The sequence below is a fragment of the Maricaulis sp. genome, from assembly GCF_030149425.1.
Taxonomy (GTDB): domain Bacteria; phylum Pseudomonadota; class Alphaproteobacteria; order Caulobacterales; family Maricaulaceae; genus Maricaulis.
Window position 1 is genome coordinate 15,971 of the sequence record NZ_JASBRQ010000086.1, and the last position, 23,913, is coordinate 39,883.

The window sequence follows — 23,913 nt, forward strand, 5'->3', positions numbered from 1 at the left end:
GCGATCAATCGGCGATACGATCGCATGGCGCATCGGGCTCGATGTCAGGGGCGTCATAGGACGAGAGGGATGCAACGGGAGAGCGGCAGCGTCTCCCTTGCCAAGCGCGTTGTATTACAACGCACAGCTTGCGCACGCTCAGAAAGCGGTATGCCGCTGCCAATCATAACGTGGTCAATCTAGTTCGCGACGGGTCGCCAGAAATGCTTTGCGCTCCTCACGCAGAAATTCGAGGTATCTAGGAAATTCCAACTCGAAACGCCCCAACCAACTACTCAATGAATCCCAAGCCTGCCTATCTGTGTCTGACTCGAAAACCAGATGCCAGTTCTTGGTTTCACGTAGCTCGTCAAAATTTTTCCATTTTTTCGAGAGGGATTTGATTTGGCGTCCAGCTTCCAGGTCATTCGAAACAATGCGCGCCACAGCGTTATTCAAGTGGACCTCGCAATGCAGCATTGTGAACAGGTCCGGCTCGATTGAATGGGCTAGATGACCCAATCGCTGAAAAAACTCTCCAAGATCCGCATTCACCTTTTGGCTTTGGGCCACAATATTGAGAATGGCTAGTCGCTCGCTATCCGAAAACAACGGGAGAAAGCTACCTAGCTCGCGCCTGAAAGCAGAGATGAAGCGTTCGTTCCAACCAACGACATCGTCATGTATCTGTTCCGCGTTTTCGACCATTTCGCCGATATTGGGCAGGATCGAAATGTTTGGATGCTGCGTGACTCTGCGGGAGATCGCGAGATGCAGATATGCAAGGTGAAAGATGATGTCCTGCTTTCCATCCCACAGCTCAAAACTCGGCAAGAACGATTCAATCGGCCTCTGATCGGATTGATCCGCCCGGTTCTTCGTTGAGCCGGTAGACTGTTGCGATGGGTTAGCGTCCGCCTCCGCGTCGCGGGACGGGCTATCCAACAAGTTTTCAAAACCAGGTGCACCATCAAACAGATCTCGATTCAGGCCTTCTCCAAGAGTGTTCTTTAGAGCTTCGATGCCGAGATGGATGCTTGAAATTTCACCCTTTAGGTCGAAGACAGAAGAATCCGGGTTCGCATCTCTTCTCGGTAAGTCTGGGTGATTAGGTGTAGGTGCATAGGGAAGGCCAAAATCCGTCAAGCACCGCTCAGCAAAATCCGACAGATGATAATGGCACAGCCAAAACAAAATTGGTCGAAGGTGCTTGTTTGTGCGATCTTCTGGTGAAACGAATTGAGCCTTTCCGGGATCAAGCGGCAAGCTGCGGACGGTGTCGGCTAGAAAACTGTCATTTTTTGGATCGGCGTTGAGCACCTCACCGGTTACGGCTTTGAAAACGGCAAAGTAGCGGTCTTGGTTGCGCTTGAAGAATCCGTAGTTTTTCTTTGCGTGCGATTGCACCGCGGCAACGAATTCAGCCTGGCGTTTGGGCGGCAAGAGTCTCCATTGCCGCTCTGTGTCTTTCCCCCAGTTTTCCGGCGATAAATCCATTTCTCGACTCGCTCTGCACCGCAGAATAGCGAACGTAGTCATAGCAAACTGTCAGGAACAGCCTTGAATGGTAGTTCAGCGAAGCGCCGCCCGCTGATCGTTAAGGAGTCGGGTCGAAGCCTGGATCCGTATCCGGTTTCGATTTTAGATGTTCCGGGAATCCGTACTCAGTTGGGTCGCCGGGGTCGTAAGGTTCTCCGTGATTGTAATGGCGCGCAACGTAGACTTCGCCGGTGATTGCGTTTTCGACCTGAAACGCAGGGCCCGTGTCGCAATGCGGGACCCATGGTTTAGCAACATGTGAGATGCGCCGCACCAAGCAATCATTCAGATCGACACCATCAAATTCAGGGCGCCTATCCTCTATTGCCTGCTCAAGTACCGCGAGCACTTCGTTGCATCGTGTGATGTCAGCAAGTCGGCCTATTTCTAGTACCAAGTGATTACGACCATCAAAGAACAAATACCTCACGGCTGACATTCTTCATAATACCATAGAACTTCCCAAAAATTCCACTAAATTATTGTATTTATTGCGCGAAATTTCTTGGATCGATCTTGGATGCGTCCAAGATTTTCTGATGCTGTTCTCCATCCCACGGCACGAGGGGCATGCCCCGATGCCCAGGCCCTGATGCATCCCGGTTACCGGAGGGCCGCAGCTTTTGAACCTAGGAAACGGGCCCGTCTTCCGCTGTCGCAAGGAAGACGACAATGGAGACACAAGCAGCCTGGTATTCCTACGAGGATGCCATTCAGCTCGCAGACGATGAGGTTTTTCTGTCTGCGGAATTCTTGAACCAGTTAGCGCAGCATGTTGTGACGCTGAACATGTCGCGCCGCAAAATGGCGGAGTGGATTGCCGAACACTTGAATGCTCTGGACGGGGCATATGATGTATTTGATGGAAACGGTCGATGGATGGATTTCCACGACGAAATCCTGAGTGAGGCATTCGGCGATGATGAGTCGTTCAAATACCTCTCCGATGTACTTCGGTACGCTGAACGCCCCGCTACGCGAAAGCCGTCAGATTTCATGCTGCTGCGCTTTCAATTGCTCGCTATAGCGTTCCTTCGTGAAGGTGACCCGATCACACTCTGACGCAGGAAAGTAGAGGGAGGCCCCAAAAACAGGGCCTCCCTCATCTACTCACAGATTTTGCTGGCCGCGTTAGCGGATTGTTTTGACGGGCAATGGTCGCCCTAATCACAATTCTTCCATGGGCTACGTTCAACTCACCGATGATGTTCTGGAAGAGTTACGCCGGATAAGAGAAGAGACCGGCGTTGGGCCCATGAAATTTCTACGCCATGAGTCGGGTGTTCCGGACGGGCTGAGTTCGCCGATCATTGTGAGCTGGATGCGCGGCGCATCAAAGAGGGCGCGCAAAAGGCATCTAGAGTTTGTTTTGGAGCGCTGGCCTAAGGTCATCCCCATTCTGCCGATCACTGATGAGATACAAACCGAGATCGTCGGGCATTTAGATCGAACCGGGTTCAACTATCGCGCGCTGATCGCCAAAATCCCGGATCGCCCAGACAAGCTGGATGACACGAAAATCATGCGCTGGGTTAAGGGGTACGCGCGAAATGCCCGGAAGGATGAACTTGATGCGGTTCTCAAGACGCTTCGCGCCCTCCCAGACTGCAAACCGGGCCTCAAGAAAACAATCGACAGGCGGAGCGTGCACAGTGAACGCCGGGAGTTCACCAAAGCTGACGGCCTTGCGCTGGAGGCTGAGCGCGCTCGCACGGGCGTGCAGACCGCAGAACTTCTAAAATATTTCTATCGCGGCAAGGTGCCGGAAGGGCTATCTGCGGGGCTGATTTCGAGTTGGATCAATGGCAGCCCGCGCACGGTTTCCGCTGAGCTTTACGACTGGACACTTAAGGCGTGGAAAGCACTGCCAGATGCGCAATAAAATTACCTAAAATTTGAGAGACATTTGATACGTAATTAGCTCAAATACAAGGCAAAATTAAGCCTGAGCTAACCCGCCTCTTGTATCATAAAAGCACCAATCGAAGCAAAGACTTCGACATAAAAAATAGGGTGTGAAACATGGAACGGGGGCAACTCTCTCAGCAGCAGCGCGATGCGGCGTGGCAAGGCAAGAGCCTTGAAGAACGCCGTGAGATGACCGCATTCAACTTCGCCTTGGGCGGCGAAGAGGAAATGCGCCGTGCTGGGCTGACTGCCTCCGCCACAGCGGTAACGCGCTCGCTGGCTCTCGATGCTCTGGAAAGAGACGATAAAGAGCGCAAGGAGCAAACGGATCGCGTCATTCTGCTCGCAACAATAGATGAAGCCCGGCAATTCGCTGCTCAGCGTGGTGCCGAGGCCGATAATTATGAAGCGGAGTTTGAGGCGCGCTTTGGCGATGCCTGGCGCGAGGAGATTGCCAACCGGGTTATGGAGCCGGATGAAATTCCAGAACGCCGCGACGGCGAAAGCATGGAGGATTATCGCGAGCGTTTAAGCGACGCGCTAATCGAAAGAATGATTGATCCGGCAACTGGCCGGATCCGGCCTGAATTCCAGGATGATCCTGAGCGCAATGAGTTCGCGCAATGGGCGTTGGCTAGATACGAAGAGCGCATAGGTCTGGAACATGCCGCTATCTTGGATGATGAGAACTCAACGCCAGAGCAACTCGCCGCGTCTAATGAGCGAATTGCACGTTCTTCCTTCAATGAGTCCCAGCAAATAGATCAGGCTGCTGAATCAGCCCATGCACCAGTTGCGGAAAGAACTAACGTCGTACACCACGATGTTGGCGAAACGGCAGCCGAGACTGAAGCTGCGAGCCCTTTCGCTAGCCCAAGCTAACTACCGATTTAGTGCAACTTCGCGATCGAAACGGTTTTGCCGGACAGCTTCTGCGACATTGTCCAATGCATTGTTTAGCCCAAACGGGCCATAGACATAATGGTCTGTATGGTAAGCCAAGGTGGTTCCGGCAGCCGTGCCGCGTTCCCAGAAAAATGCAAGGTCTGTGACGCCGTTTGCCTCGAAATGCTCGCGTAGAAGCGGCTCGATGTTTTGGATGATATTGTCTGTGGTTTGAGTTCCGAGATGAACAGAAACGGCTACGCGCTCTGGATGATCAACCACCCACATATTAGCCGGCCGATCTGCATCAGGAAGAAATTCGATCGCATCCCTTACGCTGGAAGCATTTGAATTGGCCACCATCGCAACTTGTGTGGCCTGTGGCTCTTGGTTGGACGTGTCTTGCTGGGCGCAAGCCGGGGTCGCGAAAAGCGCTGTCGCCGCTACCGCTCCTGCAAAACCATGACTTAAACGTCCAATTGCTCCCATATCTGCCAATCGAAATAGTTTAAATACAGGCGATTTATAGCAAAAGTTGCGTAAAAAAGCAAGAAAACGCACGAAGCAAGAGCAAAGTGAATAATTTTGTTTCTTTTTGCTATATTCTATTCGCGATGTTGAACAGTTTGTATGAATCTGTTTTATTATTTGACGGCGCTGCGTTTTGTTTTAGCGTATCGATGCTGGCAAGCGGCTATCAGCGCGCCCAACGGCCCGATAAGCGGCGTGAATTCAGGGAGTGTGACCCCGTGAAACAGATTCATACATTCTGTTTCGCGCGGACGCTGCCTGAAAGGAGCCGCCGCAATGACACATCAACGAGACTACAGCACAGGCCTAACGCTCTATAGCCCTATCGGTGAACGCAAATATCTGTGCGCCAGTGAGCGGGACCGGTTCTATGCGGCGCTCGATGTGCTGGACGATCCACGCGACCGCAGTTTTTGCGAAACAATCTTCTGGACCGGATGTCGCCCCTCTGAGGCGCTGGGGTTGAGTGCGCTTAATATCGATCTGGCTGACGGCGTCGTTGTAATCCGTAGCCTCAAGAAACGCGGCAAGCTCAAGGGGCGGCATTTCCGGCCCGTGCCTGTACCGTGGCCCTATCTCGAAATGATGGATCGGGTCCATGGGCTGCGGGCAATACAGGCTGCACCGGGTGGCGGTGCGTGTTCGGAGCTATGGACCTTCAGCCGTACCACCGCGTGGAAGCGGATGAAGGCGGTTATGGAGGCCGCAGGCCTGACCGGCGTCAAAGCATGCGCCAAAGGACTACGCCACAGCTATGGCGTTCATGCCGCGCTGTCGTTGGTCCCTGAGACAAGGATAAAGACCTGGCTCGGTCATGCTTCGCTGGCCACCACTGAAATCTACACTGATATGGCCGCTCCAGAAGAGCGCGAAGCCGCCCAGAGAATGTGGGCAGCTTAGCGCTTCCGCATCAGGGATCGTCACCCGCATGGGCCAAGACATCGGCCGCCAGCCGGCGGATGACTTGGTGGCGTAGCCATAGAGCCCGCCCGGATGCCCTCGCTTAATCCCTTCTGCTTGCACGCCTCACATCTCTCCCGCTGCCCCTATTCGAAATCACTACTCCTGAGAACGGTCGAGGCATTTGTGCTTCGGCTCAGCAGGAGTTCGCAGCATGTCTTTTCAATCAAAACCGCAGGGCCCAGCGTTCGTTGAACGTCTGCAAGTTGGCTTGTCGGCTCTGACCTCAATCGTCGGTGCCTTCATCGTGACGCCTTTCGTCGTCGCTTTCATCGTTCCGTATGCAGTGGCCTTCGCCGATCAGCATTATGGGCTGGGTTTCCTCATGCCCTTGTTGGTTTGGTTGCTCAGCTTTGCGCTGGTCGCGCTGGGCATCGCCCTGTTCCTCAAAATCGTTTTTACGCGCGAGACGCTCCGTTTCGTCTTGCCGACCCGCTGATACAACAAAGGAGGTGTCATCATGTTCACCAAAGAAAAACGCGTCGGAACCCGTACCGATATCCGTCAACGCCCGATTACTGCGGAAGTGACGGATTGGGGAGAAGTCTTCGGCTTCATTTTTTGGGTGTTTCTCGTCCTAGCGGTCATCAAAGGATGCACCGGCGGCTAAACGCCTTCCAGTCAGTCGAGAAAGGGCGCGCTCACAGCGCGCCCTTTTTTGTTTTCACCATCACTGAAAGGGGAAAGATGAGCTTCAATTTTGACCCAGAACAACATCGCTTCGGCTCGGCGCGATTTGCCAGCGAAGAGGAGATTGCCCGCGCTGGGCTGTTCGATCTGTCGCCGGGCGCACTTTATGTCGGGCATATCGGAGGACGGTCCCTCATGCCCAATCTGAGCGGGGGTTATCTGACAGTAGCCGCGCCGAGGTCAGGCAAGCTTGCGACAGTTTTAGCCTATTCCTCATGTCTGGATGGGTTCTCCGACACAGCAATTTATCTCGATCCCAAAGGCGAGATTGGCTCAATCAGCTTTACCCTCAAGCCAAGCTATTACTGGAATCCGGCCCGCATTCCTGGGCTGCCCTATCACCGGATCAATCCGGTTGGTCATCTCCACATAGACAATCCAAACCTTCATGCCGCGGCCAAAGCGTTCGCGGACAACTTTGTCGAAAAAACCGGTGCCGCAGGATCTGTCTATTTTGAAGGTCGCGGCGAACAATTCTTAGAAGCCGTTGTGCTGACGCTTGCGCGCCTAGATGGGGTCGTCACGCTAAAGCGTCTGTTTGAAGTGCTGATGCTCATACCGGGCGGCGGCGATGGATGGCTCGAATTTGCGTTCGAGATGAGCGAGTCCGGCTTCACTATTTCCAAGACCGTGGAAGAGGAGATCGCTGCCGCTCGTGGCAATGACAGCGGCGGGTTTCGCGGCATTGTGGGAGAGTTGTTGCGCGCAGTAGCGCCGCTCTCTGATCCGGTTTTGTTGGAGTCTGTGTCTCCGCCCTTTGACATGTGCCTGTCGCAGCTGTGTGGACCGGAGGCTATCAATCTATTTTTGATGCCGCCTGGAAGTTGGATCGCAAAATTAGGCGGCGTGCTGAAGAGCTTTTTTGTGGGCGTAAAGCACTACAAAGAAAGCGCTCCATCGGCTCCCCGTCAAACATGGTTTCTCGATGAAATTGGTCTGTTGGGCAATTTCCCGCTTGCCATGGAGCTCTTCACCATTGGCGCTGGGATGGGCTGTCGGCCTTGGGCGTTTTACCAGTCAACTGAGCAGATGAAGGCTACCGCTCCCGGCGGAGATGTGATCATCCCCGCTAGCGCCGCGGTGCGTCAGTATTTTGCCGTTCGCGATGATGTTTCTGCGGCGCGGCTATCCAAGCAACTTGGCATGCAGACGCTGGAATATGATGACAAAGCGGCGCAATTGCGGGCCCAATACGCGCGCGAGGAAGCGGCCCGTCATCTTATCGCCGGTGGTGATCCTGTCCAAGCTGCGCTCGCTCTATCGCATCATAGCGCGCTTGAAGCGAACCGAAGCCAGCAACAACGTGAATTGCGCACGATGGACGAGGTCATCTTCACCCTCAATGACCGGCAGTATCTGTTCATCGACGGTGTTCCGCACCCGGTCTATGCCGAGCGTGGGCCTTATTGGGAGAGTTATGCGATGCGGGGTCGCTTTCTTCCTAATCCCTATCACCCACCGACCGACAGCGTGCGCATTAAAACGCGCCTCGGCCATGCAAATCGGCGCGTGATCACCGAACGCGTGCCAGCGCAATTCGCCCACCTGCCTCAGTTTGCCGATGGATACTGGTCCTACATCGAAGGATTTCGTCCATGAACAAAGACCTCTTCCAGAACCGGCTGATTGATAGCGTCGCATTTGACCGGACCTATCTCTGCATCCCGCCATCCGACCGTTCCCTGCGCGTCGATTACTGGGACTGGCCGGTAAAACGCCTCTGGCTCATCGGTCATGGCTATCTGCTCACCGAGGAGGTTGATCGCGCCATCATCGAAGAACTCAAGGATTTTGGGGAAACCACTCTCATCTTCCCCCTCGTATTGCCGGGGAATGATGTGCCATGAGCAAGCGCACCACATCCTTTGCCGCGTCGATACCGACGCTCCCGAGCAAGCCGCTGACGGCCTCTGTTTCAGTGCGCCATGACTTTGGCAAAGCCAATACGCCGGATGCGTCCAAGCATGGCTCAGAGATGGTGAAAAACGACGCGCCAAAGCCCGTTTTGAAGCCCAACCCGGCGTTCGCCCACGAAGCCGATCAGGCCGCGTTCACTGCGAAATGGAATGGCGAACGCGCCCGCGCTGACACCCTTCGCGATGGCGCGATCAAGGCAACCATCTGGGAGCGGCAAGGCGAGCGTGGGCAGTTCTACGCCACAGAACTGGCGCGCACCTATCAGGATCGAGATGGGAACCTGCATGACAGCCGGAGTTTTTCCGGCACCGACCTGCTGAAGGTCTCTGAACTGGCCAAAACTGCATACCAACGCACGCAAGAGCTAAAGCGCGAGAAGGCGCAGGATCGGCAACCAGATCAAGATCGCGAAGCCCGCCGCGAGGCACACCGCGAAGCGCGTTCGGCGCCGGCTCCGATCAAGCACAATCGATCCACAGACAGGCCTCGATAAGCAAAAAATCTCTTTACTAAACGGGAATTTACGGCATATATGTTCTTCTTTTGTTCTCGTGTAGAAGGAGAAACATGGACCGAAACGACTAAAGAAAGGAAGGCGCCGGAATGGATAATCAATCTCCGACCCCGCACGGAGCGGAATTGGATCATCGCTTGTCTGACATTCTGGCGTTGGCGCTCTCTAAGCCGACAGATCAGCCAGTCGGCTGCGATACGCATGCATATCTAGCTGAACTAGATGGTCTGGATGTCGATCCGGCCATCAAGATCGAATTCATCCACAGACTTTGGGTTCTGATCGAAACCGTTGTGAGGATTCAGTTTCGGCTTGATCCGGTGAGTGATGCTCTGAGGGCGCAAGATTTCGAGCGCGCATCTAACACCGCCTCTCTGATAAAATCAGACGGTCCTCTCAACGATATATTTAACGCCGCAAACGGCGAAGGAAGGTGATGTTTTGACCACGGAAGGAGACGCGCTCAATCTGCGCAAAGCGGTGATCTATGTTCGGATTTCCTCCAAGAAGCAGCTCGAAGGTGACGGCATTCGCTCGCAAGAAAGAACATGTCGTGATTTCGCGGCGTACAACGGACTAGAACCGGTACAGGTTTTTTCGGATGTAATGTCTGGGCGCTTTGTGTCTCGTCCTGGCATGGACGCAATGCTCGATTATTTGCGCACGCATCGCGCCGAGAATTTGGTTGTCCTTATCGACGACGTCTCCCGGCTTTCGCGAAACTACTTAGGTCACATGCAGCTTCGCGACGAAATCAGGGCCGCCGGGGGCGAGCTATTGTCTCCAAACATGTCGTTTTCGGATGATCCGTCGAAGCAGTTGCCAGAGAAGATCCAGGCGGTAGTGGTGGAACAAGCGCGGATCGAAAATGCGATGCGTTCAGCCTCCCGCCAGCGTGCCCGCGTAGCCAATGGGTATTGGACCTTTCATCCGGGCCCTGGCTATGAGTTCGCCAAAGACAAGGACAATGGCGGGAGCGTTCTCGTTAAGTCAGAACCTTCGGCTTCAGTGATTGCTGAGGCGTTGAACGGATACGCAAGCGGTCGGTTCCAAACTCAAGCAGAAGTAAAGCGGTTCTTGGACAATCACCCCGACTTTCCGAAGGGTAAGACCGGTTTCGTGCCGAAGCAGAACATACGGAAGCTTCTGACCAACATCCTTTATTCTGGCTACGTAGCGTACGAGCCATGGGGCATCCCTCCGCGAAAAGGTCACCATGAGGGGCTGATCACCTACGAGACCCATCTTCGCATCAAGGAGCGTCTCAACGGTCTGCCGAAATTCCCTATCCGTAAGTCCATCAACCCTGATTTTCCGCTACGAGGCTACGTTGACTGTGCGCATTGTGGCGTGCCGCTTAAAGGGTCCTGGTCCCGCAGCCGTAATGGCGTGCGTCACGGCTATTACTCATGCCAGACGAAAGGATGCGTTGCATACGGAAAGTCAACACGGAAAGCGGTGATGGAGGAAGAGTTCGAGAAACTGCTCGGCTCAGTTCGTCCGAATGCTGTGCTGTTCAGCCTAGCGACGACAATGTTCGAAGCGGTCTGGGAGCGGCAGCACAATGACGTGGAGCTACGCGCCAGTTCGGTGCGGAAGGAACTGGGGGCCGTACAGAGCAAGATAGATGCTCTCGTCAGCCGCATTGCGACTGCCATGAACTCCAGCCTTATTCCGCTCTACGAAAAGGAACTGGTGACACTCAATGAACAACGGTTGGCGTTGGACGAAAAACTATCCGAACTGACGGGTAGAAAGAGCGGTTCAAAACTCAGTTTTGAGGAGGCTTATAGAACCACCATGCGGTTCATCTCAAACCCTTTAAATCTATGGCGTTCCGAGCGTATCGAGTGCCGTCAAGCTGCGGTCAAATACACTTTTGTCCAGCATCTAAAATGGTGTCGAGACTTCGGTTATAGAACCGCCAACTTATCGTTACCTTTCAAAGCGTTAAGCGCGTTTGAAGGTGCAAATTTTGGACAGTTTGAAGAAATGGTGCCGCTTGCGTGACTTGAACACGCGACCTACGCATTACGAATGCGTTGCTCTACCAGCTGAGCTAAAGCGGCACGCTATTCCCTGACAGCCCAATCGCTGTCCGGGAGGCGGCGGAAACTAACCGCGAATGGGTTTGGCGGCAAGTCCCGTTGCCGGGTGAATTTCACACAGCCTTCTAGAGGCCCTTGATGTGCTCGACGATGGGGCGGACGAGGGCGTTGAAATCCGGCGCGCCGCGGTTTTCCAGGATCAGGTCGGCATGCGGCTTTTGCGGCTCGACATGAAGGTCATGCATGGGCCGGACATGGGTCTCGAACTGGTGCCGGGCGAAGGCCTCGGTGCGTTCACGTTCGGCGACATCGCGGGCGATGCGGCGCTCCAGGCGCAGTGGATCGCCGGCGGACACATAGACGCTGAAATGAAAGTGCGCGCGCAGGGCGGGCGCGCAGAGCAGATGCATACCCTCGACAATCACCACCGGAGCCGGGTGGCGATCAACGGTGTGTCCGGCGCGGCAATGGGTGGCAAAATCATAGACCGGCTGGGCGATCGGGCGGCCCTGGCGCAGGGTTTCAAGATGTGCGCCGAGCAGATCATGATCCTTGGCCGCCGGCTCGTCGAAATTGAAGGCGGCGGCATCGAAGCCGGGCATATTGCCGGCATCGACATAGTAATCATCCTCGGCCAGGACATAGCTGCCGATATCGGCAAAATGTGCGGCGAGGGCTTGCGACAGGCGGGATTTGCCCGAAGCGGAGCCTCCGGTAACAGCGATCAGGCGGCAGGTCTGGGTCATGCGGCGCGTCCGGCGTCCTCGCCATTGAGTTCGTCGTCATCCCCGCTCTCGATGCCGGGGTCATCGGGCTGGCGGGGCGCCTCGAAATACTGCGTTCCACTGCCCGGTGTCACCCCGCCCGAGGCAGGTTTGACGCGGGGCGCTTCCAGCAGGGCCGTTTCCGGCACCGCTTCGGCGGCGATCTCATAGCGCTCATGGCGCGGATGGATCAGGCGGGCCTCGTCGCCGAAGACATAGACCATGCGCTTCCAGTCATCATCGGTATAGGGGAAGGGTCGGCCGTCCTCGTCCATATCGCTCCAGTCGGCCTCAACCGAGGCGTGGGCGGCGCGGGTCATCCAGCGGCGGGCCTGTTCATCCTCATCCTTGAGGCGGGCGAGGCGCGCGGCCAGGGCGCACAGGCGGGCGCTCGGTGCACCGTCGTCCAGCAGCGGCTTGAGCAGGCCTTCCGCGGTGCTGCTTTCGCCTTCATCGAGTGCTATCTCGGCGCGGATCAGGCGGCTTTCACGGTGTTCCGGCTGCAGGTCTGCGAGGGTCTTCAGGCGTTCCTGGCGTTTGCTGCGGGTGTCGGACTTGCGCAGTTCGCGATAGGCGCGGGCGGTCACCGGGTGCGGCGCTGCCGACCAGCTCGCCTCGAGCACGTCAGAAGCTTTCTTGAAGCGCCGGCCGGCTGTCAGCAGGCGGGCTGCCAGGGTGGCGGCCGGTGCGAAATCCGGCGCCGCACGGGTCGCGGCTTCCGCCAGGTCGCGGGCGCGTTCGGGTTGTTCGTCTTCCAGCTTGATGGCGGCCGCCGTCATGATCACGGCGCGGCGGCGCAGGATACGATCGGGCGGCAATTGCTTTCGGCGCTCGGCCTCGTTGAGCGTGTCGAGGGCCTCTTCCCAGCGGCCTTGTGCGATCTGGGCGTCGAACAGGGCATCGAAGGCCCAGCGTGCCCCCTTGGCGCGGTTGAACGCGTCCTGGGCGTGTTCCGCGGTGGCGTTGTGATCGCCGCGCTCATGCGCCAGCTGGGCCAGGCCACGGCGGGCCATGACCCGGGTCCGGCCATCCTCCAGCAGGGCCTCGTAATGCGCTTGGGCGCCGTCGATATTGCCGGCCGCCTCTGCCGCCCGGGCGGCGAGCAGGCGTGACAGGGCCGGGCGGTCGAGCAGGGCATCGGCTCGGGCGGCCTGGCGGACAGCGGTTTCACCATCGCCGGCGGCGGAAGCGATCAGCGCCTTTTCGAGAGCGTCATAACCCTGTTCACGACGACGGCGGGTGACGAAATTGCGCAGCTTGTCCGGCGAGGACCAGGCCATGTAGATGGCCCACCACAGGACCACCATGAGGAAGGCAAAGACGATGATGCCGCCAGCCGCGAGGACGAAGGGCATCTCGGTCTCGGTGCCGAGGAATTCGAAACTGGCCCGGCCCGGATTGAGGGCCAGGAATGCGCCCAGCACGGCGGTGAAAATGGCGAAGGCGACGGCGAGGATGAGGCGGATCATGACGGATCGGCTCCGAGTTCGGCCGCGTCCTCGGCCAGGGCCTGGCGCAGGCGGGTGATGGCGGCATCGACGGCAAGCCGGGCACGCGCGGCGATCAGCCAATCCTGTGCTGCCGCGAGCGCATCGCCTTCGAGCTGTTCGGTCAGGCCGACAGCGGCGGTCAGATCGCGCTCGCCAAGCCGGGTTTCGGCCAGGGCTGTGAGGGCGAGCGGGTTATCGCTGTCACTGCCACCGGAGACATCGCGCACTTCGATCAGGCCGAAGAAAATCCGGCCCGGCCCGGCGGCCTCACGGATCGCGGCGGCGGGGAATTCATCGTTCAGCGTGTCGAGATCAGGTACACCGGCGCGGGAATACCCGGCCAGGGCCGCCAGATCGGGCTGACCGCGCCAGAGCCGGGCCAGCGCCGCGCGCTCGGCCTCGAACGGGGTGCCGGTCGCAGCCATATCGCGCAGGGCGGTCAGGGCGAGGACGCGGGCGGCCAGCTGACGGTCGGCTTCGCTGTTCGATTGCGAGGAGGTTGCCGCGGTGCGGGCGGCATCATCCGCGGTGGTCTGGGCGCTGTCGGCGGCGGACTGCGCGGCATCGGCGACGGAGCGGGCTTCCAACAGGGCGGTTTCCAGCGCCGCTATGCGCGCCTCCAGCGCCGCAACCTGCGCGCCGTTATCAACGACCGGTGTTGCGGCTTGATCGCTGCTGTTTTCCAGCGCTGCAACCCGTTCGGTCAGGTTTTGCAGGATTGACGGGTCGATGGCGCTGGCCGACGCTTGCTGGGCCGCCTCCAGGGCTGAGCTGGCCGTGCTTTCCAGCCCGTCCAGATCGCTCTCCAGCGCGCCGATGCGCGCGTCCAGCGGTGCGGCGTCAAAACCCTCGCCCGCGGCCGGGGCGGGCGCAGTTTCCAGAGCCGCGATGCGGGTTTCCAGCGGTGTCAGGTCAGTACTGCCGGGCGGCAGGCTTTCCAGCGCGGCGATACGGCTTTCCAGATCCAGCAACGCCTCGCCGACGGTCGCCTGGGCGACGCGCGCCGGGTCTTCCGCCTCAATCGCGGTGAGCCGGGTTTCCAGACCGGTGAGATGCTGGGTCAGGGCGGCGCGTTCGGCGGCGGCCCCACCCTCATCGCTGACCTGCTCGGGCGCGAAAAACTGGCTTCCCCAAGCTCCCAGAGTGCCGCCGATCAGCGTCGCGGCAACAAAGCCTGTGATCAGAGTGACGGATCCGGAGCGCGCGGCTTTTCCCGGCGTTTCCACGTCCGCCGGCTCAAACTCCGCGTCTACGGGTTCGGGATCAAGATGTTCGTTATTGGACGCCATGCCGGACCGTGATTCGGTTGCTGCCGAAACACCTTAGGACGCGTTGCCAGCGCTGGCCAGTTGCATGGGCTCGGCGAGCAGGCTCAAAAGCGCTTCTTCATTGGGTTCGCGCGCCGCGATAAGGTCGGCGAAACCGGCATTTTCCAGCGGTTTGAGCGCTTTCGCGCTGATCCCCAGGGCCGTCACCGAGCCGAGCCAGTGATGCAGGCCGAATTTGCGGGCCAGGTCGAGGAAGGTCTTGGCGCCGCGGCCGGAATGGATCAGCACCTGGACCGGGGCGCCGGAAATGATGGCGGCGATGGCTTCCTCGCTCAGCACGTCGACGGGGACCGTGCCATAGCCGATGGCCTCGCGGGCGGTATAGCCATCCTGGCGCAGATCACCGGCCAGATTGCCGGCCGTATGAATGCCGCGGATATGCAGGATGGAGCCGTTACCAGGGCGCAGTTTGCGCTTGATCAGCTTGCCGAGATCCGCGACATCGCCGCGCGCGGAGTGAACTTTCTTGAAGCCGATATTGCGGGCGAGATCAGCGGTCGCATTGCCGACGGCAAAGACGGGCAGATCACGTTCGGAGCGCCTTGGGCCCCACGCCCGTACGCCATTGGCGCTGGTGAAGGCGAGGGCCTGGACCTCGGACAGGTCGGCATCGATCTTGGCGCGGAAATTGACGTCCATGACCGGACAAATGATCGGGTCGATGCCCATTGCACGAAGGCCGGTGGCGGTCTGTTCCGCACCGGGCCATCCGCGCGTGATCAGCACGGTCACGTGAGTTTCAGGGCGCTATGCAGTGCAGGGCCCGCCTCTTGTTTCACCGCTTCGCCGAGCGCGTGGCCCGTTTCCAGGGCTTTGGTCATGGTCATTTCACGCATGTCGAATTTCATCGTCTTACGCCACCGGGTGTCACCATCAGGACTCAAGACTTCACCGGTGAAATCCATGGATTCAATATTCACGTAGGCCGCGATAGGGGTGCGGCAAGAGCCGTCAAGCCTTGCCAGGAAGGCTCTTTCGGCTGCTATGCTTAATGCAGTCGGGCTGTGATCGAGCGGTTCCAGCAGGGCCTGGGCCGTCCCGTCCTGCGTGCAGGCGGTCACCCCGATCGCGCCCTGGGCGACGGCGGGCAGCATTTCTGACGCGTCCAGCGGTGCCGATTCGGCTTCACTGCGCCCCAGACGTTTCAGCCCGGCGCGCGCCAGGAAGGTCGCATAGACGTCGCCCTCGCGCAGCTTTCCCAGCCGCGTAGCGACATTGCCGCGCCGCGGCACGACGGTGAGATCCGGGCGCGCGGCCAGCGCTTGGGCCTGGCGCCGGAGACTGGCGGTGCCAAGCACGGCGCCTTGCGGCAGGTCGGCCAGGCGCGCTTCCCCGCCGCGGGCCAGCAACATGTCGCGCGGATCCTCGCGCTCGAGCACGGCGCCCAGCATCAGCCCGTCTGGCAATTGGGTCGGTACATCCTTCATAGAATGCACGGCAAAGGCCGCGCGGCCATCAAGCTGGGCCTCGTCGATTTCCTTGGTGAAGAGCCCTTTGCCGCCGGCTTCGATCAGCGTGCGGTCCTGGATCTTATCGCCGGTCGAGACCAGGCCCAGAATGGGAAAGGCCTCATCCTTGTCGGCGGCATCGACACCATGATGCCGGGCCAGCAAGTCCTGCACATGCCGGGCCTGGACCAGGGCGAGCGGGGATTTGCGGGTGGCGATGGCCATCGGGCTGGCCAAGGAGCGGGACGGTTGAGACACGTTGCGATGATCCGGAGAGAAGGTTATCGACAGGGCCATGGACTTAGCGCCCCCTTCCCCCAAGACGCAAGCAAGCACGCTCACCGTGCTCGGCCTGGAATCCAGCTGTGACGAGACGGCGGCGGCCATTCTGCGTCGTCATGCCACGGGTGAGGTCGAGGTCCTGGCCGATCTCGTCCTCGGTCAGACCGAAGCCCATGCGCCGTTTGGCGGCGTCGTGCCGGAGATTGCCGCGCGCGCGCATGCCGAGGCGATTGACGGGCTGGCCGCGGCGGCGCTGCAGGAGGCCGGGTTGGGCCTGGACCAGATTGACGGTATCGCGGCGACCTCGGGGCCTGGTCTGATCGGCGGCGTGATGGCCGCGTTGATGACCGCCAAGGGCCTGGCGCTGGGTGCCGGGAAACCGCTCATCGCGGTCAATCACCTGGAAGGTCATGCGCTTTCCCCGCGCCTGTCCCAGAGCGCGGAATTTCCTTATCTCCTGCTGCTGGTATCGGGCGGGCACACCCAATTGCTCATCGCCGAGGATGTCGGCGTTTATCACCGCCTCGGCTCGACCATTGACGATGCCGCCGGCGAGGCTTTCGACAAGACCGCCAAAGTCATGGGCCTCGGGTTTCCCGGTGGACCGGCCCTGGAGCGTTGTGCGACCGATGGTGATGCCGACCGGTTCGACCTGCCGGTGCCAATGCGGAACAAGCCGGGTTGCGACTTCTCCTTTGCCGGCTTGAAGACGGCGGCGCGGCAGATCTGGGACGGGCTAGACCAGCCGGGTGATCAGGACAAGGCGGACCTGGCGGCTTCGGTACAGCGGGCCATCGCACGGGCGCTTGCGGCGCGTTCGAAGCGGGCCATGGCGATGTTCAAGGATCGTTTTCCGGCTGCGGACCAGCCCGCTCCCTTTATTGTGGCGGGCGGGGTTGCGGCCAACGCATCGGTGCGGTCCATGCTGGCAGAGACGGCGGCCGCGGAAGGTTTTGAGCTGATCGCCCCGCCGATGAAATGGTGTACCGATAATGCCGCCATGATCGCGCTGGCCGGGCTCGAACATCTCGCTCGCGGCGAGACCGACGGCCTGGACGCGCCGGCGCGGGCGCGCTGGCCTTTGGACGCCAGCTCGGCCAAGCTGGACCCGGCCATTGGATCGGGACGGAAAGGACCTAAAGCCTGATGCAGTATGAAACGATTGGCGTGATCGGCGCCGGTGCCTGGGGAACAGCTCTGGCCCAGACGGCGGCCAGCGCGGGGCGCGATGTTTTGCTCTGGTCCTATGAGCAGGACGTCGCCGAGGCGATCAACAACAAGCGTTGCAACACAATCTACCTGCCCGAGGTTGAGCTGCACGGGGCCATCGAGGCGACGACAGCGATGGGCGATCTCGACGCCTGTGACGCCATCCTGGCGGTGGCTCCGGCGCAGCATTTGCGGCGTGTGCTGGAAAGCTTCCTGCCTTTTGCTGCCCCGGGTGTGCCCATCGTGCTGTGCGCCAAGGGGATTGAGCAATCCTCGCTGTCGATGATGACGGAGGTCCTGGCCGAGACCATTCCGTCCGCCCTGCCGGCGGTTTTGTCGGGCCCGAGCTTTGCCATTGATACGGCCAAGGGGCTGCCAACCGCGGTGACGCTGGCCTGTGAGGATGAGACCGCCGGTGCCGGTCTGATCGAGGCACTGGGTACACCGCGTTTCCGTCCCTACCTGGTCAATGACCTCGTCGGTGCAGAAGTCGGCGGTGCGATCAAGAATGTACTGGCCATCGGCTGCGGTATTTCCGAGGGGCGCGGACTGGGCAAGTCGGCGCATGCGGCACTGATCGCGCGCGGTTTTGCCGAGATGACGCGCCTGGCGCTGGCCTTGGGAGCCGAGCGGGAAACCCTGGCCGGCTTGTGTGGCCTGGGCGATCTGGTGCTGACCTGTTCCTCACCGCAATCGCGCAACATGTCCTGCGGCATGGCGCTGGGGCGCGGGGTTCACCTGGACGATATCCTGTCCGAGCGACGGGCCGTAACCGAAGGCGTGGCCAGTGCCCCCGCTGTCGTTGCGCTGGCGCAACGACACGGGATCGACATGCCGATCTGCCAGGCGGTCGACGATATCCTGGCCGGCCGCTCAAGTGTCGAAGCCGCGATCGATACGCTCTTGTCCCGTCCCTTTACCCTGGAGCATGTGTGATGCTGTTCGTCGTTCATACCCGCGACAAGGCCGGTGCGCTGGATCTTCGTCTGGCCAATCGCCAGGCCCATCTCGACTGGCTGCATGAGGCCGGTGACCGTATCAAGGCGGCCGGGCCCTGGCTTGATGGCGGCGACAAACCCGCCGGCTCGCTGTTGATCGTCGAGATGGATGACCGGGCGATGCTCGATGCCTGGCTCAAGGACGACCCCTATGCCAAGGCCGGCTTGTTCGACAGTGTCGAGGCTGCGCCGTTCAAATGGGTGATCAATGCCCCGGAAGGCCTTCCGGCATGAGCCTGTGCCGGCTGGATGATATCGAGGACGGCAAGGGCAAGGTCGTGCCGCCGGGCCCGGACGGGCTCCTGATCGTACGCCGCGGCGAGCATGCTTTTGCCTGGCGCAATAGCTGCCCCCACGCGCATCTGCCGCTCGGCCTGCCGGACGGGCGGGTGCTGGTCCATGGCGGATCGCAGATCGTCTGCCCGGTGCATGGGGCAAGCTTTGATGTGGTCACCGGCACGTGCACGGGTGGACCGGCGGCCGGTGAAAGCCTGACCCCGGTCGCGGTCGAAGTTGTCGCGGGCGAGATCCGGCTGAAACAGGGCTAGTTTGGTTCGCCGGGTTCAGCCGCGTCCTCGGCCGCAGCCTCGTCTTCCAGACCCCAATTCCCGGTGGCGGCCATCACCGATTTCATCGCTTCAACCAGGGCGCCGCCAATGTCCTGCGAGCGCACAACCGTGCAGAAAATGCCATCGCGCGTACGGTGATAGATGACGTCGTCCGTGGTCGGGTCGTGCGCGTCTCCGGCGGCCCGGAAGAAGGCGGCGCTCGCATCTTCCAGCTGGCCGCGGAAGGGCTCGTCCATGCGCGTCACGCGGACGCGCAAGTCTTCGCGCTGTCCATTGAGGGCATGGGACACGCCGATAAATCCGCGCGGACCGCGCTCCAGCAGCGTCTGGCCCTCATCGAGCAGGGCCGCCTGGCCGGTTTCGGCAAGGCAGGCGTCCGAGGTGGCCAGATTGCCGGGGCCGAAGGCGCTGATGTCAGCGTCTTCCACCGGCGCGGCGTCCATCACGGTTTCAGAGTCCGTTTCGCCCGGCTGCGGGCCGGAGCATGCAGTGAGCAGAAGGATGGCGGGAAGTGTGAACCAGGCTTTCATTTCGGGCCCCCTCGAAAAATCGAATGCCGCCGCGCTATATCGCAAAAGCCCCGCGCAGCTGAATGAAACTTATGTGTCGGCTATTCCGCGGCCTGTGCCTTGGGCGGTAGATCGAAGAAGTTCTGTATCTCGCCGATCAGGGCGGTCTTGGCGGCGCGGACAATCCGGGTTCCTGCTTCGCGGCTGGCCATGGCCGGATCGGAACCGCAGCGCCCGTCCGGGAAGCTGGCGCGGAAATCCGCCGCGTCGGTGAAGGGGCCGTCGGCCGCGATGCGCGGCGACATGGCCGCCGTCTTGGCCGAGTGCGGATAGCCATGCAGGGTGACAGAAATTTCCGATGCCGTGGCGTGTGATCCGTCCCCGCTGGGGAAGAGTTGGCGGCAGGTGTCCATGACCCCGGCCAGCTCCCACCAATTGCGCTGTTTCAACACAATGGGGCAGGGCTCGCCGCGCATCGACCAAGTCGCATAATACTCAGAGAATGCGGCGTTGAGCGTGGTGATATTGCCGCCATGCCCGTTGAAAAAATAGATCTGCTTGAAGCCATGCCCGGCCAGGCTGGCGATCCAGTCATTGAGCGCGGCGATCATCGTCGAGGGGCGCAGGGTGATCGAGCCGGGAAAGGCCAGATGGTGCTGGGCCATGCCGACATTGAAGGTCGGCGCGACCAGGAAGCCGGCCTCAATGGCAGCCTCGTGGGCGATGATTTCCGGGCACAGCGCGTCGGTGCCGATCAGACCGGTCGGGCCATGCTGCTCGGTCGATCCGATTGGGACCAGAATGCCCTGGCAGCGGCCCAGATAGGTCTCGATTTCAGGCCAGCTCGTCTGGTGCAGCAGCATGGGCGCTTTCCTTTCCCGCGAGGGAAAAAGAAAAGCCTGCATTGCGGCCTAGTGCAAGCCAGCGCGCATCCGGCAGCGCTTGATATAGGCCTGTTGATAAGCGCTTGGCTCGCCGTCAATCGATGCTGCGGCCTCTAGCATCTGCATCAGCGCCGGCATCTCATCGCGCCCAACCCGTTCGATGATGAAGTCGACCATCTTGTTAATCGCGTTGGTTTCATCGACCAATTCGGAGACATGCCAGCTGGCCCGGGCGAGAATTTCCTCGCTGGCGTCGCGGTCGAGTTCAAAGCGAGTCACCATTTGCCCGGCGATGGCCTCTTTATGAGCAGCGGTGACCTCTCCATCGACCCGGACTATGCACAGCATGAGCACCGTGGCCGCTTCGCGCGGGTCATCAATGACGTCCAGCCCGTTGCGACGGGCCTTGCTGCGAAAGCGCATTTTGCGAGGCAGGTTGGCAGCTTCTCCGGCGAGATCGGCTACCTGACTTGCCGCATCTGCGGCCGCGCGGATGCGGTAAATCCAAATTCCAATCGCAGCGATGGCGCCAACGAGACCCAAAAGAATGTGCATACGTTTCCCCCAAAACGAGACTCACGCACAGTCTAATTGGATCGCAGTCGTAGAAAAAGCCCGTTCCGCGTGTGGCTCAGCTGTCGCGCAGGTCGCGACGGCATTCCCAGCGATACAGATAGGCGGCGCCCAGCGCCATGAGCGCTGTGAGCAGAAAAAAGAATTCCATGGTGCCTCCCCCGGCCCCGGCAACTGATTGGCTCAGTCAGTCATGGGAATATGCGCGGCAATTCCTGATCAATCGTAAAACCGGCCGCTGCACGCCTGGATCATCCTGCGCGACCGGGTGCGGGCTCACACCATCGTGATTGGCTGTACCGCCTGGCTTGCTACACTGCGTGGATTACGGGCGATTTGGGTTCTTCTGGGGAGGTAGACATGATCCGAGCCATTTCAGTTTTAGGTATGGCCGCGCTGGTCGCGGCGTGTTCGCCCGCTGCCGAGGAGGCGGAGACAGACGCGGCGGTCCCGGCTCCGGTGATTGATCCCGCTCCGGCGAGTGCCGGGGACAGCATGCCGGAGACGATTGAACGGGCCCTGGCCGACCAGTCGCGCCCGGCCGAGGATCGTGAACTCGATATCAACCGGCATCCCGCCGAAGTGCTCCTGTTTGCAGGCGTTGAGCGCGGCTGGAGCGTCGCGGATCTGGCTGCCAGTGGCGGTTATTACTCCCGCGTCCTGTCTACGGCCGTGGGCGAGAATGGCCGGGTCTATGCGCACAATCCGGACTGGGTGGCGGAACGCTTTCCCGAGCCCAATGAGGCACTCGCCAACCTGTCGGCCCAGCGCGCCAACATGACCCATATCGTTGCGCCCCTGCCGGGCTTCAATGCGGAAATCGACGCCGAGCTCGACGCGGTCTTCCTGGTGCTTTTCTACCATGACACGGTGTGGGCGGGCACGGATCGTGCGGCCATGAACCAGGCTGTGTTCGATGCGCTCAAGCCGGGCGGGGTGTTCCTGGTCATCGACCATCACGCCGTCGAGGGCACCGGCCTGGCCCATGTGCAGGATTTACACCGTATTGATGCGGCCAGCGTGCTTGCGGAAATCACCGCTGCCGGTTTCGTCCTCGACCGCCAGAGCGATATGCTCGCCAACCCGGACGATCCGCGCGATATCAGCGTCTTCGGAGAAGGCATCCGGCGCCAGACCGACCGCTTTGTCTATCTCTTCCGCAAGCCGGAAGCCTAGGCGCAAAGAAAAAGGGCGGCCCGTCTGGACCGCCCTTTCCGGCAGATCGACAAGTCAGGGTCAGGCCGCTTCCAGGGCCGCCTTGAACGCGTTCAGCTCGCTGTCGAGCTGACGGGCATTATCGTTGAGATTGGCCGACGCGCCGATGAATTCCTCGGCTGCCGAGCTTGCCCGGCCAGCGGCTTCATTGACCTGGCCCATGCTGGAATTGACGTCCGAGGTCGCACCGGCCGCCTGTTCGGCCAGCTGGGCGATTTCACCGGTCGCTTCACGCTGCTGGGTGAAGGCGTCACGCACGCTGTCGGAGGACGTCCGGATCTCGGCAATGATTTCCGCGATGCGGCCCAGCGAACTGGCGGCACCACCGGAGGCATTGCGCATGGCCTCAATCCGGCCGGCAATGTCATTGGAGGCATTGGTGGTCTGCTCCGCCAGGGCCTTCACTTCCGATGCGACAACCGCAAAGCCCTTGCCGGCTTCACCGGCCCGCGCCGCCTCGATGGTGGCGTTGAGGGCCAGAAGGTTGGTCTGCTCGGCCACATCGGCGACGAGCTGCATGATGTTTTCGATTTCCTTGGCGGCGAGCTGCAGATCGTCGATCGAGCGACCGGCCCCTTCGGCTTCGGCCACGGCGCGTTCGGAGACCTCGTCGGAATTCTCCAGGATACGGGCGACTTCCGCGATCGATGCGGACAGCTCTTGCGAGGCCGCGGCGACGGACTGCACGTCCGAATTGGTTTGGGAGGCGCGCGAGGAAGCGGTTTCTGCGCTGGAGCGGGTTTCCTGGGCATCGCCATTGAGCTGACCGGCAAGGCCTTCCACCTGGGTCGCCGCGCCGGAGACCGAGCTCAGGCCGAGGCGCAGCTTGCTTTCAAACTCGGTTGCCAGGCTGGAGATGGCTTCGCGACGGGTCTCCGCTTCGGCGCGGGCTTGTTGTGCGTCCTGGCTGGCCGTATCGGCTTCGGCCTGGGCCGCCTTGGCTTCTGCGGTGGCCTTTTCGGCCCCGGACAGGGCCGAGCTGGCTTCATGGCACATATAGACGAGGGCCGCCGTCTGGCCGATCACGATCACGGCGTGGAACAGGACGCGGAAAATGTCCGCGCCTTCCGGGAAGACGGCATAGGGGAAGATGAAATTGAGACCGAGATGGTGCACGGCGGTGACGGCTGCGGCCGCGACGACGGCCCGCCAGTCCACCATGATGGCCGAGACGGCAAGCATGGCGAAGAACAGCATGTGCATGTCGATCTGCCAGGCCTTGCCACCCATCAGATAGGCCAGCGTTGCCGGGATGATCACCAGGCCGGAGGCCGTGGTCATGCGCGAGATCTGGGTGTTCGGCGAGGTCTTGTAGGTGAACAGGCAGGCGCCGGCCACAATCGCCATCAACACCGTACCGACCACGAGCTTGGCCGGATTGACGAAAAAGGCGAGGACTGGATAAAGCGCTGCGCCACCCATGATGATGAAGGTCATCACCCGTTGGGCGCGACATTGAAGCCGTTCTAATTGGGTCATATCGATCTCTGTTCGCCGTAGGTCGTTTCTTAGTTCACGCCGCCTGCCGCCTCGATGAGGCGTTAGCCGAGCGTCGTTTTCTGTCCCCAATAAGGGCCCTTAAGGTTAATGTGCGCTTTCAGCTCATAAGCTATGACTGGCTTGCGCTCTGGAGTTGCCGAGCGGGTGCAGCATCGCCGCACGCGCAGCGCGGA

At 60.1% G+C, this 23,913-nt stretch carries 27 protein-coding genes and 1 tRNA gene; 16 read left to right on the forward strand and 12 right to left on the reverse strand.

The features are described from left to right. Positions 1-174 precede the first annotated feature (174 nt). Complete coding sequence (locus tag Q1V57_RS14925) at positions 175-1,476, reverse strand: hypothetical protein (RefSeq protein ID WP_300532426.1); 1,302 nt, start codon at positions 1,474-1,476, stop codon at positions 175-177. Positions 1,477-2,190: 714 nt separating this feature from the next. On the opposite strand from Q1V57_RS14925, the gene Q1V57_RS14930 reads away from it, so the two are divergent. The 3 genes from Q1V57_RS14930 (at position 2,191) to Q1V57_RS14940 (ending at position 4,308) form a co-directional block, all read left to right on the forward strand. Next, positions 2,191-2,580 carry a hypothetical protein gene (locus Q1V57_RS14930; RefSeq protein WP_300532427.1) on the forward strand — a complete coding sequence of 130 codons (390 nt, stop codon included), beginning with the start codon at positions 2,191-2,193 and terminating at the stop codon, positions 2,578-2,580. Between the two features lie 118 nt (positions 2,581-2,698). Beyond that, the gene (locus Q1V57_RS14935; RefSeq protein WP_300532429.1) at positions 2,699-3,400 is read left to right on the forward strand and encodes a hypothetical protein; all 702 of its coding nucleotides are present in this window, start codon (positions 2,699-2,701) and stop codon (positions 3,398-3,400) included. A gap of 140 nt (positions 3,401-3,540) precedes the next feature. After that, positions 3,541-4,308 carry a hypothetical protein gene (locus Q1V57_RS14940; protein ID WP_300532431.1) on the forward strand — a complete coding sequence of 256 codons (768 nt, stop codon included), beginning with the start codon at positions 3,541-3,543 and terminating at the stop codon, positions 4,306-4,308. Here the strand turns inward: Q1V57_RS14940 and Q1V57_RS14945 are convergent, their stop codons facing one another. After that, the gene (locus Q1V57_RS14945) at positions 4,309-4,872 is read right to left on the reverse strand and encodes a hypothetical protein (RefSeq protein WP_300532432.1); all 564 of its coding nucleotides are present in this window, start codon (positions 4,870-4,872) and stop codon (positions 4,309-4,311) included. 246 nt (positions 4,873-5,118) lie between these two features. Between Q1V57_RS14945 and Q1V57_RS14950 the strand changes: the two genes are divergently transcribed. From Q1V57_RS14950 to Q1V57_RS14985, 8 genes are all read left to right on the forward strand, one after another. Continuing rightward, entirely contained in the window at positions 5,119-5,742 is a 624-nt protein-coding gene (locus tag Q1V57_RS14950) for a site-specific integrase (protein WP_300532434.1), read from the forward strand. Positions 5,743-5,956: 214 nt separating this feature from the next. Next, positions 5,957-6,241 carry a hypothetical protein gene (locus Q1V57_RS14955; protein ID WP_300532435.1) on the forward strand — a complete coding sequence of 95 codons (285 nt, stop codon included), beginning with the start codon at positions 5,957-5,959 and terminating at the stop codon, positions 6,239-6,241. A gap of 21 nt (positions 6,242-6,262) precedes the next feature. Continuing rightward, positions 6,263-6,412 (forward strand): hypothetical protein, encoded by a 150-nt coding sequence (locus Q1V57_RS14960; RefSeq protein WP_300532436.1) that lies wholly within the window; start codon positions 6,263-6,265, stop codon positions 6,410-6,412. A 77-nt stretch (positions 6,413-6,489) separates the two neighbouring features. After that, positions 6,490-8,091, forward strand: coding sequence for a type IV secretory system conjugative DNA transfer family protein (locus Q1V57_RS14965; RefSeq protein WP_300532438.1), 1,602 nt, complete (start codon positions 6,490-6,492; stop codon positions 8,089-8,091). Next, on the forward strand, positions 8,088-8,339 hold the full coding sequence (locus Q1V57_RS14970; protein ID WP_300532440.1) for a hypothetical protein: 252 nt from the start codon (positions 8,088-8,090) through the stop codon (positions 8,337-8,339). Before Q1V57_RS14965 ends, Q1V57_RS14970 begins: the two co-directional genes overlap by 4 nt. Then, positions 8,336-8,902 carry a hypothetical protein gene (locus Q1V57_RS14975; protein ID WP_300532441.1) on the forward strand — a complete coding sequence of 189 codons (567 nt, stop codon included), beginning with the start codon at positions 8,336-8,338 and terminating at the stop codon, positions 8,900-8,902. Before Q1V57_RS14970 ends, Q1V57_RS14975 begins: the two co-directional genes overlap by 4 nt. Before the next feature lie 110 nt (positions 8,903-9,012). Beyond that, entirely contained in the window at positions 9,013-9,360 is a 348-nt protein-coding gene (locus Q1V57_RS14980; protein WP_300532442.1) for a hypothetical protein, read from the forward strand. Between the two features lie 4 nt (positions 9,361-9,364). After that, a complete protein-coding gene (locus tag Q1V57_RS14985) occupies positions 9,365-10,933 on the forward strand; it encodes a recombinase family protein (RefSeq protein WP_300532444.1) in 1,569 nt (522 codons plus the stop codon). Here Q1V57_RS14985 and Q1V57_RS14990 read toward each other — a convergent pair. The 6 genes from Q1V57_RS14990 to hemC all read right to left on the reverse strand — a co-directional run bounded on the left by Q1V57_RS14990 (position 10,917) and on the right by hemC (position 16,298). Further along, positions 10,917-10,992: transfer RNA gene (locus Q1V57_RS14990), tRNA-Thr, on the reverse strand. The two genes, Q1V57_RS14985 and Q1V57_RS14990, sit on opposite strands and share 17 nt — an antisense overlap. A 104-nt stretch (positions 10,993-11,096) precedes the next feature. Further along, positions 11,097-11,717, reverse strand: a complete 621-nt coding sequence (locus Q1V57_RS14995; protein ID WP_300532446.1) for an AAA family ATPase — start codon at positions 11,715-11,717, stop codon at positions 11,097-11,099. Continuing rightward, on the reverse strand, positions 11,714-13,204 hold the full coding sequence (locus Q1V57_RS15000; protein ID WP_300532448.1) for a heme biosynthesis HemY N-terminal domain-containing protein: 1,491 nt from the start codon (positions 13,202-13,204) through the stop codon (positions 11,714-11,716). The genes Q1V57_RS14995 and Q1V57_RS15000 overlap by 4 nt, the downstream gene beginning before the upstream one ends. Then, positions 13,201-14,514: a hypothetical protein gene (locus Q1V57_RS15005; RefSeq protein WP_300532450.1), complete on the reverse strand. Its 1,314-nt coding sequence runs from the start codon at positions 14,512-14,514 to the stop codon at positions 13,201-13,203. Before Q1V57_RS15005 ends, Q1V57_RS15000 begins: the two co-directional genes overlap by 4 nt. A 33-nt stretch (positions 14,515-14,547) precedes the next feature. Next, a complete protein-coding gene (locus tag Q1V57_RS15010) occupies positions 14,548-15,285 on the reverse strand; it encodes a uroporphyrinogen-III synthase (protein ID WP_300532452.1) in 738 nt (245 codons plus the stop codon). Continuing rightward, complete coding sequence (gene hemC / locus Q1V57_RS15015) at positions 15,282-16,298, reverse strand: hydroxymethylbilane synthase (RefSeq protein ID WP_300532454.1); 1,017 nt, start codon at positions 16,296-16,298, stop codon at positions 15,282-15,284. Before hemC ends, Q1V57_RS15010 begins: the two co-directional genes overlap by 4 nt. Between hemC and tsaD the strand changes: the two genes are divergently transcribed. The 4 genes from tsaD to Q1V57_RS15035 are packed head-to-tail and all read left to right on the forward strand — an operon-like array spanning position 16,297 to position 19,038. Next, positions 16,297-17,430 (forward strand): tRNA (adenosine(37)-N6)-threonylcarbamoyltransferase complex transferase subunit TsaD, encoded by a 1,134-nt coding sequence (gene tsaD, locus Q1V57_RS15020; RefSeq protein ID WP_300532456.1) that lies wholly within the window; start codon positions 16,297-16,299, stop codon positions 17,428-17,430. The genes hemC and tsaD overlap by 2 nt on opposite strands. Continuing rightward, the gene (locus Q1V57_RS15025; RefSeq protein ID WP_300532458.1) at positions 17,430-18,428 is read left to right on the forward strand and encodes an NAD(P)H-dependent glycerol-3-phosphate dehydrogenase; all 999 of its coding nucleotides are present in this window, start codon (positions 17,430-17,432) and stop codon (positions 18,426-18,428) included. Before tsaD ends, Q1V57_RS15025 begins: the two co-directional genes overlap by 1 nt. Further along, a complete protein-coding gene (locus tag Q1V57_RS15030) occupies positions 18,428-18,724 on the forward strand; it encodes a YciI family protein (RefSeq protein WP_300532460.1) in 297 nt (98 codons plus the stop codon). The genes Q1V57_RS15025 and Q1V57_RS15030 overlap by 1 nt, the downstream gene beginning before the upstream one ends. Then, the gene (locus Q1V57_RS15035; protein WP_300532462.1) at positions 18,721-19,038 is read left to right on the forward strand and encodes a Rieske (2Fe-2S) protein; all 318 of its coding nucleotides are present in this window, start codon (positions 18,721-18,723) and stop codon (positions 19,036-19,038) included. Before Q1V57_RS15030 ends, Q1V57_RS15035 begins: the two co-directional genes overlap by 4 nt. Here the strand turns inward: Q1V57_RS15035 and Q1V57_RS15040 are convergent. The 3 genes from Q1V57_RS15040 to Q1V57_RS15050 form a co-directional block, all read right to left on the reverse strand. After that, positions 19,035-19,589 (reverse strand): hypothetical protein, encoded by a 555-nt coding sequence (locus Q1V57_RS15040; RefSeq protein WP_300532463.1) that lies wholly within the window; start codon positions 19,587-19,589, stop codon positions 19,035-19,037. The genes Q1V57_RS15035 and Q1V57_RS15040 overlap by 4 nt on opposite strands. An 80-nt stretch (positions 19,590-19,669) precedes the next feature. Next, positions 19,670-20,431, reverse strand: a complete 762-nt coding sequence (locus Q1V57_RS15045) for a creatininase family protein (RefSeq protein ID WP_300532464.1) — start codon at positions 20,429-20,431, stop codon at positions 19,670-19,672. A gap of 48 nt (positions 20,432-20,479) precedes the next feature. Further along, on the reverse strand, positions 20,480-21,007 hold the full coding sequence (locus tag Q1V57_RS15050; RefSeq protein WP_300532466.1) for a TerB family tellurite resistance protein: 528 nt from the start codon (positions 21,005-21,007) through the stop codon (positions 20,480-20,482). A 378-nt stretch (positions 21,008-21,385) separates the two neighbouring features. On the opposite strand from Q1V57_RS15050, the gene Q1V57_RS15055 reads away from it, so the two are divergent. Next, positions 21,386-22,201 (forward strand): hypothetical protein, encoded by an 816-nt coding sequence (locus Q1V57_RS15055; RefSeq protein WP_300532471.1) that lies wholly within the window; start codon positions 21,386-21,388, stop codon positions 22,199-22,201. A gap of 60 nt (positions 22,202-22,261) precedes the next feature. Here the strand turns inward: Q1V57_RS15055 and Q1V57_RS15060 are convergent, their stop codons facing one another. Further along, complete coding sequence (locus Q1V57_RS15060; RefSeq protein ID WP_300532473.1) at positions 22,262-23,719, reverse strand: methyl-accepting chemotaxis protein; 1,458 nt, start codon at positions 23,717-23,719, stop codon at positions 22,262-22,264. Positions 23,720-23,913 lie beyond the last annotated feature (194 nt).